The organism is Pseudomonas asuensis (assembly GCF_014646755.1).
GTDB lineage: Bacteria > Pseudomonadota > Gammaproteobacteria > Pseudomonadales > Pseudomonadaceae > Chryseomonas > Chryseomonas asuensis.
The window spans coordinates 1-12,394 of record NZ_BMNW01000007.1; the positions used below are offsets into that span (position 1 = coordinate 1).

Consider the following 12,394-nt stretch of genomic DNA (forward strand, 5'->3'; position numbering starts at 1 on the left):
GGGAGGCGTATTCTACACAAGCCCAGGGGCTTGTCAACCACGCTTCCCTCCTCCGCTGCCATCAGGCCTGGACCTGAACGCTACCGGACAGCTAAGTCATTGATTTACAAGACTTTTTGCCGTTCCGTTGTAGCGGAAGTGGGGCGCATTATAGGCCTATGAATCAGCAGGTCAAGCTTTATTTTCCTGATTAAACCTATGTCAGGTGAGGCCTCAAGGCAATCTTTATAAATGGCTGAGATGGGCGATGCGATCTATTTAGAAAAAGATGAGAGTCATTTCGCATGAGCATAGCGGAATACTCTATGTCATGCGGCTGAAGCTGACTCAGTTCTAATTTTGTAACTGTTAGAAGGAACGGCTTTTAATCCAGTCAGTCCCTACTCCAGCCTCTATTGGTTTGAAAAATCTACCTTATGTATAGCGGCTGGTTGTTTGAACTTATAAAGACAGGACTCCTAGATGGCTCTCTTCTCAAGTAAAAGCAGAATGGCAACCACTACTACAAGAGACTGCGCCAAGAGCACCGCCAAGGCAGATGGCCTTGGTGCCTATCGTAAAGATATAGGAAACCAACCGCTGCCCATTCTCGATCAGCCTACAGGAACCTTTGGTATCTAAAAGTCAAATTGGCTTGGCCGCAACAGTCAATGCTTTGTCATTCGGCTGCTTGTTTTCCCTTGATGATACTCAACCTAGTGTGTGAGGCCTCATCATCATTCATCTCTTGGTCTTTACAGCTGATACATTTGTGTATGTCTTATAAATCTAGTCGATCGCTATGTCACTTGCTTTGCTGCAAGCACATGAACAACCCTTTCATTTCGACTGAAAAATTTGATAAGCACTGAAAAGGCTGAAAGAGCAACGCTATTACGACTTAAATCTGCTATGACTGCAACACTGGAATTATTGATTATTTATGTGCTGTCTATGGTTTTCTTAGACAGATTATTCAGACGCCTCAACATTCTTTCAGAGCAGGCATTGACCAGGTCCTCTCCAATCGACGCATTACGAGGCTTGCTCTCAACTACAGTGGTCTGTTGCCACTTTATGGTGACCTATCAGTGGAAAACTACAGGTGAATGGGCAGGCTCAGATAGCAGCGCATTGTTAAACAATATGGGAGCGGTCCCTGTAACGTTATTTTTCATGATTACAGGATTTCTGTTTTTTGGAAAAATTTACCAGCGCAAGCCCGACTGGCCACAAATATTTCAGTCAAGGTTCTGGCGAATCATGCCGCTCTATGCATTTGTTGTGGCAGTCGTTGTATTTATTAGCCTGTATCGAACTGAATTCGATCTCGTTTCACCTCTTCAATTAGTTAAAGAAAGCCTTAGATGGGCCGTTTTCTTAGGCGCCTCTTTTAATGGCTTTCAGGAAAGTCGTCTTATTACGGCTGGAGTCCAGTGGACGCTTAAGTACGAGTGGTTCTTTTATCTGGCTCTTCCTGTGCTTGCAGCACTTATTAACCGCGAGAGCTATGGCCGCTATCTTGTCTTGTCGCTCATTGCAGTAGTAGCTGCCCTACCGGCAGCACAGCTGGAAGTATTAAAGCTACATTTCTTACTGTTTTTTCTCGCTGGCTTCATTCCTGTACTGATCAAGCGACACCGACCCGTCTGGATTGACTATATGAAAAAACCTATCTTTGGCGCTCTCGCAATAGCGCTCATTACCTATAGTATGACTATGCCAGATTACTTTTCTCTACCCCAGATTTTGTTGCTGAGCGTAGCATTTGCCATTATTGCTTTAGGTAATGATCTATTCGGCATGCTAAGTAGTTATGGTCTGAAAGCCCTTGGTGAAATCAGCTACAGCGTTTATCTAATTCACGGTCTTGTACTTTACAGCCTTTTCTCCTGGCTAAACGTTTATCCGTTTACAGGCAGTAATATTAATCACTACATTATGCTTTTACCTTTAGTGCTACTAGTAGTATGCGGGATTTCCCTAATAACTTTCTTAGGGATAGAAAGGCCTTTTATGCTCAAACCTAAGAAAGGTTTAAATACTATCCCTCCTCTATAAGCAGTCCAGGCGCCATAGCTTAAGCTATGGCGCCTTCATATCTGCCTATAGCGAAAACAACTCCATTAGACATGGCCGGATAAAACTTCATAAAATTTGTCACCCTAGAGTATAATTACTAGATTTATTGAAATACCATAAGCAAGCCGTTACAGAAAAGATAATCAAAAGGCGACATTTGATGTTTGTTAGCAGACACTAAAAATAGTGGCCAGACAGAAAGGACAAATAATGAAAACTATTACACTATTTATAGTTACCCTATTGCTTAGTGGGTGCGGGCACTATAGTGGATCAAGAAATACTACGGGCCCTTATGATCCCATTCGCCTGAGATGCAATGATACGCCGATTAATCAACCTGGCTGTCACCCCTAAAATTTTGGTTGCCGAGACTCCGTCATAACGCGCCCAAAGCTTTGCATGGTCTTTACCTAGAATTGACATCATCTTTACAGAATCATCTGAAAACCAGAAGAACTAGGTTCTGTGAGTATCACGCGTGCAAAGCTAGCTGCCAGACAGCAGCCTTGCCACGATAGGGTGGAAACCGCTTACCTTTAACAATAGGTGACGCTGTACGAGGAGCGCCAACAACAGTCCATATACCACTTTCTGGACAGGTCTGGCCTGTTGTGCACTGAGTGCCAACAGGTATCGCCGTAGGCGTATCTACTACTTCCGCAGTACTACTTCTCATGACAATACAAACGTAGCTGACTAGGGTTTGGTGAGATTAACGCAGCGCTTACTTTTTGCAACTGGCATACATCGACTAACTTACCGAAGTGACTAGCGGCATAGCATTTAAACAGGAAAAGTATGAAATGTGTTTATCTTGTTAGCGCAAAAGTCAAATGTAGAACGTTACGATTCATTTCTACCAAAGCACCATGATATCATATTGATATTAAACTCTATGAGATTAATTGCTAACCAGAAATAGTTGCTAGAGCATTCCTAGGGGGTTTCTTCTGACCTCTTAATAAACTTCATATCGGATTAAGCGGAACTCTATTCTGAGCTATGCGGCGCTAAATAACTGAAGGGTATGAGGAAAGCAAACCTAAAGAAAGCCAAACTGTTTTCGAGTGAGCCAAGAAAACATTGAACGCTAACGCCTTCTCGCAAGGTAAGGTTGCAGGTTTCTGCACAAGCAGACTATGCACATCAAACCAAATCTGTCTCTAGACTTTGTTGATCCAGAGCCGTACTACCTTTAGTTCGACAAGCAGTGTTTTACTCGTTTTTGGTTACATTCTTCCAACTATCGAAACCAGCTCAAGAACCAATTCGCTGAGCTAGGGTTCGATATGTCCTCGTCGCAGGCCATCCCACGCTGCCTCTTAGTGGTGGTTTGCTTTGCGTTTACCAGACATGCCAAGGCTCAGTTATGCTTCATGTACGACAGCTTTATAAAAGCTACTCCACCCCTCAAGGCTCTCTGCCAGTCCTCCGTGGAATAGACTTGACGCTACAACGTGGTAGCAGTCTGGCTTTGATGGGCGAGTCGGGAAGTGGAAAAAGCACTCTACTTCATCTAATTGCTGGACTCGATAAGGCAGACAGCGGCTGCATTAATGTCGATGGCAGGGCCTTACACACGCTTAATGAACGTGAGCTAGCCGATTGGCGCCGTTGCGAAATAGGTTTGATCTTTCAACAGTTCAATCTTATCGGAAGCCTAACGATTGCAAACAACCTGGCGTTTCAAGCACGTCTTGCCGGACGATATGACCCACTATGGCAAGCTCAACTCGCTGAGCAACTAGGCTTGAGTGAGTTATTACAACGTTATCCCGAGCAGCTTTCAGGGGGACAGCAGCAACGCGTGGCGCTAGGTCGAGCATTGGCATCACGTCCTACATTGGTACTGGCTGATGAACCTACGGGCAACCTAGATGAAGCAACTAGTGCCCAAGTGCTAAAGCTGATCTTAGAGTTGGTAGATCACAGCGGTTGTACATTACTGATGGTGACGCATAGCCCACATGTTGCAGAGCAGTTACAAGAGCGTGTCGTACTGCGTGCAGGACGAATTCTCGATAACGAAGGGAATTGACCATGAGCGTCGTGTATTGGACCTTAAGCAGTCTAGTCAGTCACTGGCGCAAGCATCCTATACAGTTTTTTAGTTTGTTCACTGGGCTCTGGCTTGCAACGGCATTGCTGACAGGCGTTCAGGCTCTTAATAGTCAGGCAAAACAAAGTTACTCGCTGGCGAGTCAACTGATTAGTGGGCTGCCACAAGCAACGCTCTCTGCACGTAATGGTGGGTTAATCTCCCAAGAAAGCTTCGTTCTCCTACGACGCCTAGGGTGGCCTGTGTCACCTGTGCTACAGGGTAGCGCCATCATACAAAGCCAAACACGCCGATTGCAGATCATGGGGATCGAGCCAGTAAGCCTGCCAGAGGGTTCGTTTATCGCAGGTGAGCCGACTGACATACAAGAATTAATGGATTTTATTAGCCCATCTGGGCAAACCTGGATAGCCAGTCAGACGCTTCGTGAGCTTGGACTAAAGACAGGTGAGCAACCCTATCTGGCTAACGGCCAACGACTCCCGCCTTTGGTAGCCAAACCACGCATGGCCCCGGGTATGTTACTAGTAGACATTGGTGTTGCCCAACGCTTGCTTGAGGCTCCAGAGCAACTTTCGCGGCTTGTTCTCCCAGCGGAGTTTCAAGCACCTCTTCCATCTCCTTGGAACGAGCAACTGCAATGGCAGCACGATAATAGCGAGAACGATCCAGGACAGTTGACCGAAAGCTTTCATTTGAACTTAATGGCGCTGGGACTACTAGCATTTGCAGTAGGGCTATTCATTGTGCATGCAGCTATTGGGCTAGCGCTGGAGCAAAGGCGACCACTTCTGCGTACATTACGCGCCAGCGGCGTGAGCGTTCAGCGCCTCCTGATAGCCCTTACTTTAGAGCTAAGTGCGCTAGCATTGCTGGGCGGTCTGGCCGGTGTTGTCAGCGGTTATGTTCTTGCTAGCCTACTCCTACCAGACGTAGCCGCTAGCTTGAGAGGTCTTTATGGAGCCGAAGTTTCTGGAGAACTCACCCTTACCCCAACATGGTGGTTAGGTAGCCTAGGTCTAAGTCTGCTAGGTGCTCTGCTCGCCGGTGCGAATAGTTTATGGCGTGCTGCACGATTGCCTCTGTTAGCGCTTGCCAACAGCGAAGCCTGGCATCAGGCACACCTCGCATGGCTTAGACGCCAGGCGTGGGTTGCGGCTATTGCTGCTAGTGTAGCGCTCCTTGCTTGGCTAACCGGCGCTAGTTTAGCGACAGGGTTTATCATGATGGGAGGCCTACTGTTGGCAGCAGCTTTAGGTTTACCAGTACTGCTCAGCAGCTTGCTAAAGTTGGTACCCATTTCTACAGGCTCTCCTTTGCTCGGCTGGTTCGTCGCCGACTGTCGTCAACAGTTACCTGGTCTTAGTCTGGCCCTGATGGCCCTGCTACTAGCACTTGCGGCTAACATTGGCGCTGGTAGCATGACAGAGGGCTTTCGACATACGTTTACCGTCTGGCTGGATCAGCGTTTATCTGCCGAGCTTTACATTCGCCCGGCGAATCCTGATCAAGCGCAAGCGTTGTCAAGCTGGCTATCGGAGCACGCTGAAGTCGACCGTATATTGCCTGGCCTAGAGCTCGAAACGCAGTTGGGTGGTTGGCCTTTGACTATTGCTGGAGTAGAGGATGACCCGCTCTATCGCAATCACTGGCCATTATTGGATGCACTGCCTGATAGTCCCTGGAATGCTCTGTTCAATAGCAACAGTCTCATGCTTAGCGAGCAGCTTGCTCGGCGTATGAACATTGAATTAGGCGATACCGTAAAGCTGCCTGCTGCTCAGGGTGCATGGCTCGCTAAAGTTGTAGGTATTTATGCGGATTATGGAAATCCTCGCGGCCATATTCTTGTCAATGCTAAAACCATGAAAGCACACTGGCCTAATCTATCGATAAGCCGTTATGCGCTTCGTATGGACCCCGGGTCCGTTGCTGAATTAAAACAAGCCATCAAGACTGAATTCGGCCTGGATGACTCTCGCCTCGTAGATCAGGTACAGCTCAAACAGTGGGCAACTCAGGTATTTGAACGTACCTTTAGCGCAACTTCAGCACTTAATACGCTGACATTAGGCGTGGCAGGGGTTGCCCTCTTTATCGCTTTGCTCACTCAAAGCCAAAGCCGCCTTGGACAGCTTGCACCGCTGTGGGCCATGGGCGTTACAAGGCGTCAACTCATGCTGCTCAACCTTGGGCAAACGTGGCTATTAGCGCTACTCACCCTACTTCTGGCCATTCCGCTGGGCATTCTGCTGGCTTGGTGCCTGGTTGCCGTTATCAATGTACAAGCCTTTGGCTGGCGCCTACCTCTTCAAATCTTTCCAGACCAGCTGCTGCATTTAGCTGGGCTTGCGCTGTTGGCTACCTGGCTGGCCTCAGCGTGGCCCCTTTGGACCCTATGGCGGAGTCGCCCGGTAGATCTGCTGAGGGTACTGTCTAATGATCGTTAGGATGATATGCCTATTTCTAGCCCTTTTTATTAGCGGGTGCGATGACTCTACACCTACACAACAGGGCTTTGCAGGACTAGGTCAGGAAAGCAATGACTTTGCTCAGGTTATCCCGGGCAAGGTGTTTTTCTTTCCCGCTGATCATGGTGCCCATCCTGATTTTCGTATTGAGTGGTGGTACGTCACAGCCAACCTCAAAGATGCTGACGGACATGATTACGGGGTACAGTGGACACTTTTCCGTAGTGCCATGCGCCCCGCTGCCGATATTCGTGGTTGGGAAAACGGTAATCTTTGGCTAGGGCATGCAGGGCTTACCACGCATACCCAGCAATTTTATGCTCAGAGACAAGCACGAGGTGGCGTTGGTCAAGCAGGTGTAACAGTCGCGCCCTTTACTGCCTGGATTGATAATTGGTCAATGCAAGGCGAGCCCACATCTAATGTTACCGTACAGGCTCAGGGCGAAAACTTCTCGTATCAACTTAGCCTCACCTCAGACCGGCCCTTGGTGCTTCAAGGTAATGAGGGGCTGAGTCGCAAATCTGCTAGAGGACAGGCGTCCTATTATTACAGTCAGCCCTTTTTTCAAGCGCAAGGTAGGGTGAATGTTAATGGCAAATCTGTCGAGGTAAGCGGAACCGCCTGGCTTGATCGTGAATGGAGTAGCCAGCCACTGGCAGCGGATCAACATGGGTGGGATTGGTTCTCGCTGCATCTGCAGGATGGCCAGCAGCTTATGGTGTTCCGCCTACGCCAAGCCGATGGACACAATTACCTGAGCGGTAACTGGATCCAGGCCAACGGACAAACCGACTCTCTGGCAGGAGATGAAATCGAGTTAAAGCCACTTGATGAAAGCGTGGTGGCCGGACGGAAAATTCCAACACGCTGGTCCCTCAGTTTGCCTGGGAGAGGACTTCACGTAGAGGTAGCAGCTATCAATCCCAATGCCTGGATGGATGTGGGAACGCCTTACTGGGAAGGGCCAGTACGTGTAAGTGGCAGCGAAACTGGTATCGGTTACTTGGAAATGACGGGATATTAACCCTGCGTCGCGATTTTAAGGACGCAGGGTCAACAGCATCAGCTGACAGCCAATCGATCCAGGTTCAGCATGTCGAGCGTACGATCTAGTTGATAGACTGAATTAGGATAGGCAACACCCATTTCTACAAAATGTGGATTTTCCTTGAGGCGCTGGCTGAAATAAGCATCAGATGTATCGTAAATCCAGGAATCTGATCGAGCCTGGAACTCTGAAAAGCTTTCATATGCTCCCTTTCGTCTATCCAGCACGTAATGGAGGTTATTCCGTAATAACTCCAAGCTTTCTTTTGGCATACTATTAATCCAACTTACAAATTCCTGCTGGCCCCGGCTGCTTTGCAGGTCAAGCCCTTTGAGCTCTGCATAGCGTGAGAGCAGAGGAAGGACGTTATAGCCGTCACCACTTTGGTTTGAGAGTACTTCAGATGCCTCTGCAGTGAGTCCTGCATAGCTTAAGAATTGGCTGGTTTCTGGCGTTTGGAAGCGGTTGGCCATCTCATGATGCTTGATAACATCTCGGGCACCTAGAGTAATCGTTGAAAGCAGCACTACACCCATACCAATAGGGCCAAAAACAGTCCCGGTGCCCAAGGCAGATGTAACGCCTCCTGCTGCAGATAATGTATAGAGAGACGCTCCTACTACATCGCCAACTTCAGCTGCCTTGCCGGCGTTGACCAGATCGAACATTGAACTAGCCACACCCAGTACTTTTACTGCAGGACGGGAGCTGCCTCCAGCGAGTTTGTCTGCCCAGCCATGCTTGGAAACCTTGCCCAAGCCGATCAGAAGCTCGGTCGTTTTTTGTGTCATGCCAGCAGCATCAAGACAGACCTTCAGAAGGGCTTCAGGACTTTGATTTTTGGATAGCGCAACTCCAGAGCTCGCTAAGACGGCCGCAGCACCGGCTGCTCCAATCATTCGTAATGCCTGCCCTGCCTGCGTCTGGCTATCGAATGTTCTAGCGCCATTAGTTGATTTAAGGTCGTCTAGTTTGAGGTTGAAACGGACAAGACGATCAGAGATCTGCTCAGCTGTTTCGCCAGGCTTTGGCAGAGCCTCCTTTAAAGCATCAATAGCCTTATTGAAATCCTTGTCAGTCACGCCAAACATAGCTGCTATCGGCCCCCCTTTGAACCGCTCCAGCCTATCGAGAGAATCTTGCAGGCTAGTAGCATCTCCTGCTTTTATATTCTGGAACTCCGGCATTACCTGATGCCGCAGGAGCTGAGTTGCCACTTCTTCAAGAAACTTTCTGCCCCGATCAGATGTTTTGCCAATCTGGCCAATCAACTTCCACTGATCAAGATTATTTGTCAGTTCTGGATACTGAGTAACAGCTGCGCTCATGGCAGTAATTGCATCAGGGTTGTCCAACGTCTTGCGAATTTGATCTTCGATTGCTTTACGGTCGCCCGTAAAGTCTGCTGGAAGGTTTTGCAACGCTTGTAACTGATGGACGAGATCACGTCCATCCTCAGCAATCTGATCTTTTAGCGCCTGGGTCTCCTTTTCCCACTCCGGTGCGCGTGAGCTGAGATAATCTTGAACAGCAGCGTCCCGTTGCTCGGGAGTCATAATAGTGCTCCCGTTCATGGTCAACCAGTTGAGCTCTTCCATTTGTTTGCCGTAAGCCTGGATGTCTTCTGTGACCTTTTTCTGGAATTGATCCAGTCCCGGCAGAATATCGCCCTCCAAGACGTATCGAGCATCATCCGGCCCTGCAAGGCTTAGCACCTGTAAGGGATACGCAGGGCTTGCACCGTCAGCGATGCTTTGCACCGTTCCGGTCCGCTCGTAAAGGCCAAGATCAACCAGACGCTTGATGGACACGTCAGCACCGGGCTGGCCCGCAATATGTCCGGTTACGTTAACCAGATGATAGGCCCCAGACGAGCCAACCATGGCAGGGATCGGATTATCGCTAGGCTCAAGCAATACCTTTTCCAATCCAGGAATAGTTGTATCGATAACCTCTGCCGCGAGACGCGGATCAAGTGACTGAGTCATATGATCCAACCGCTCGAACACTGTTTTCATGGGCACTAGCTGGCCGGACTGATTATCCTGCACGTTCAGGGCATCAAGCGCGTATTGCCCTGCCTTTTGTAAAGTCTCTTGGGCCGCCGAAGATTTCAGCAAGGCATCTTTTATGTCAGGCGTGGCTGTAGAGTAAATCTTTCCTAGCGTTTCTAATGCTATGACAGGATCTGGCGACGCAGTGATCTGTAAAATCGCCTCCCTAACCTGTGTTTCTACTTCTGGTCCCTTATGACTCGAAGACTCCAATGTTAGCTCAATAGAGTCGGCGCCCTGCTCAATCGCAGTCTGAGCCGGCCCGCTATCCATCCAGTCATGATCGAATAGCCACTGTGCAGTGTCCTGACGCTCTCCAGCTGGTAGTGCAATTAAAAACGCCTGCACGTCCTGAGTCAGTTTTTCGATTTCTACAGCATAATCGACCGCTGCCTTTGCAGTGTCGGCATACTCGATTGCATTACCTCGGGCCTGAAGGTTTTCAAGGAACAACAGCTTGCCATCAGGCTGGACAGCCAATTGCTCTGGTGCAGGAGGAGGCAGGAAGACTACGTCTCCAACATTAATATAATCAAGATCAGAAATCTGCGGGTTATGCTGAGCTTTCTCTTCCAGCGAGACATAATGCGTCTTAGCGATGTCCGTCAGCGTATCACCCGACTCGACAACGACCTTCTGTTGCTGGAGCCGTGATTCAGACGCTATAGGAAGATCTATCTTAGGGCGCTGCATTTCTTGAGAGCGTCTGATAAATGCAGTAAATGGATTAAGAGCGGTCCGGAGGTTACTGCGGGAGGTACTGGCATTATCGATCAGCATCGCCATAGCATTAAGGTCCTCGGTAGGCTTCAGTCGTCAGCGTTATCAAGGATGCGTGGCTTTAATGAATGCTAAATGACAAAGCATCTTTAGTTGAGGCAGTTAACTGAATGACCTTCCTGTAAAAGAACATCGCTCTTCTGTGTACTCACCTCTTTCGAGATAAAGAATTTATAGCCATAAAATCATCACTTGCCGGATTTCAGGGTGATTGAACAAACAGAATTCCGGCGAACAGTGAAATCACTTTGCCATTAGTTCTATCAGAAAACGTATGACCGACGAACGGCTCATGCGATTTTTGATTTTTAAAATCAAGTTAAATCAAATAGTTATGGATAAGCCTATAGCTATTTCTGGCTTTGTTTCAATCTATGTCAAGGTTTTGGCATATCGCTTGTATAGCTCAGTGGGCACAGCACATAAAGCGCTTTGCTTGGCAGCGTCCTGGCCAATTTCCTTTTTAATATTGAGCTTCCGCCTGATCTTGCAGTACAGGAGATGGTCGCGGTTGGTCACAGTAGTATGGTGATACCAATGTTTTTTTCAAAGAAAGCGTTAAAGAAGAGTCTACCGCTTGTAGCCGCTCTGGTTTTGGGAAGCGCTTCTGTACAGGCGGAACCCATTGACCTGGTGAGTCTTAACCTCTCCGGTGCGGGCTTTGCCCCTCATGTGCTTCCTGGCATCAATGGTACCAACTACATCTTCCCGATCGAGTCGTATTTCCAGCAGTGGAGCGCCCGGGGTATCAAGACGTTTCGCTTTCCCATTATCTGGGAGCGCTTACAGCCCAAGCTGGGTGGACCACTAGATCCTACCTATGTGGCCCTGATCGACCGTACGTTTGGCTATGCCCAAAAGCACAACATCAAGATCATCCTGGACCTGCATAACTATGCGCGTTATCGCGGACAAGTGATTGGTACCAGTAGCGTCCCCTATGCGCGCTACCAGGAGATCATGACCAAGATCGCGCAGCAGTGGAGCAAACAGCCTGCGCTGTACGCCTATGACATCATGAACGAGCCCAATGGCGCACTGGCCTATTGGGCAACGGCTGCCCAGTACGGTATCAACGGCGTACGTGCAGTAGACAAGACGCGTCCGATCATTGTGGAAGGTAACGGCTGGTCGAGCGCGACCCGTTGGGCCGAGTGGAACGATCCGCTGCTGAATCTGAAGGACCCGTCCAACAACATCATCTTCTCGGCGCACTCCTATTTTGATGAGAACGCCGGTGGCAGCTATGGCGATGTGAACGTTAACACGCTTGACGTGATGTATGGCGTCAACCGGGTCAAGCCTTTTGTGGAGTGGCTGAAAAAGCATGGTCAGCGTGGCTACATCGGTGAGTTTGGCGTACCGGATAACAACCCGCGCTGGAACATCCTGATGGACAACATGCTGGCGTACCTGAAGGAGAATTGCGTACCGGCTTCCTATTGGGCAGCAGGCCCAGGCTGGGGCAACTACTTCATGTCGGTTGAGCCTATCAATGGTGTAGAACGTCCGCAGTGGCCGATTCTCAAGAAGTATATGGACAGCAGCAGCTGTACGGAAATCGGTCCAAAGAAGGCAACAACCTCACCGGCCCCTGCTCCGACTATTATTGCGCCTGCACCTCCGGTAGCGACAGGTTCTGTAAGCAGCACCATCAATAACTTTACCAACACCGATTGGCTCAATGGGGTGTATCGCAAGAAAGCTGGCTTCTCAGTACCGGGCACAGCAGCCAACAAGGCAGCCTTCCAGGTAGGCAAGTCGGTCAAGCTGGCTGATGGCCAAGTCAGGAAGATCACCTATGTGCAGGCTGGTACGAATCTAGGTGTCTATCTTGATGGCGCAGCGGTTAATGGCGCTACCGTAGGTCATCCCAAGACGCTGACTGTTCTTTCCAAATAACAGCTCTTCGGAG

General features: G+C 49.0%; 6 protein-coding genes and 1 pseudogene. 6 read left to right on the forward strand and 1 reads right to left on the reverse strand.

The window, feature by feature from the left end:
• The first annotated feature begins 489 nt into the window (after positions 1–489).
• The 5 genes from IEX86_RS25415 (at position 490) to IEX86_RS15460 (ending at position 7,621) form a co-directional block, all read left to right on the forward strand.
• Positions 490–621, forward strand: coding sequence for a hypothetical protein (locus tag IEX86_RS25415; protein WP_268239866.1), 132 nt, complete (start codon positions 490–492; stop codon positions 619–621).
• A 270-nt stretch (positions 622–891) separates the two neighbouring features.
• A complete protein-coding gene (locus IEX86_RS15445) occupies positions 892–2,040 on the forward strand; it encodes an acyltransferase family protein (RefSeq protein WP_188867040.1) in 1,149 nt (382 codons plus the stop codon).
• 1,393 nt (positions 2,041–3,433) lie between these two features.
• Positions 3,434–4,102, forward strand: coding sequence for an ABC transporter ATP-binding protein (locus IEX86_RS15450; RefSeq protein WP_188867041.1), 669 nt, complete (start codon positions 3,434–3,436; stop codon positions 4,100–4,102).
• Between the two features lie 2 nt (positions 4,103–4,104).
• The gene (locus IEX86_RS15455) at positions 4,105–6,573 is read left to right on the forward strand and encodes an ABC transporter permease (RefSeq protein ID WP_188867042.1); all 2,469 of its coding nucleotides are present in this window, start codon (positions 4,105–4,107) and stop codon (positions 6,571–6,573) included.
• Positions 6,563–7,621: a lipocalin-like domain-containing protein gene (locus IEX86_RS15460; protein ID WP_188867043.1), complete on the forward strand. Its 1,059-nt coding sequence runs from the start codon at positions 6,563–6,565 to the stop codon at positions 7,619–7,621. Before IEX86_RS15455 ends, IEX86_RS15460 begins: the two co-directional genes overlap by 11 nt.
• A 38-nt stretch (positions 7,622–7,659) precedes the next feature.
• On the opposite strand, the gene IEX86_RS15465 is transcribed toward IEX86_RS15460, so the two are convergent.
• Positions 7,660–10,485 carry a LysM peptidoglycan-binding domain-containing protein gene (locus IEX86_RS15465; protein ID WP_229685366.1) on the reverse strand — a complete coding sequence of 942 codons (2,826 nt, stop codon included), beginning with the start codon at positions 10,483–10,485 and terminating at the stop codon, positions 7,660–7,662.
• Between the two features lie 531 nt (positions 10,486–11,016).
• Between IEX86_RS15465 and IEX86_RS15470 the strand changes: the two are divergent.
• Positions 11,017–12,369 (forward strand): annotated as a pseudogene (locus tag IEX86_RS15470) (glycoside hydrolase family 5 protein); the annotation flags it as partial.
• Positions 12,370–12,394: the final 25 nt, after the last annotated feature.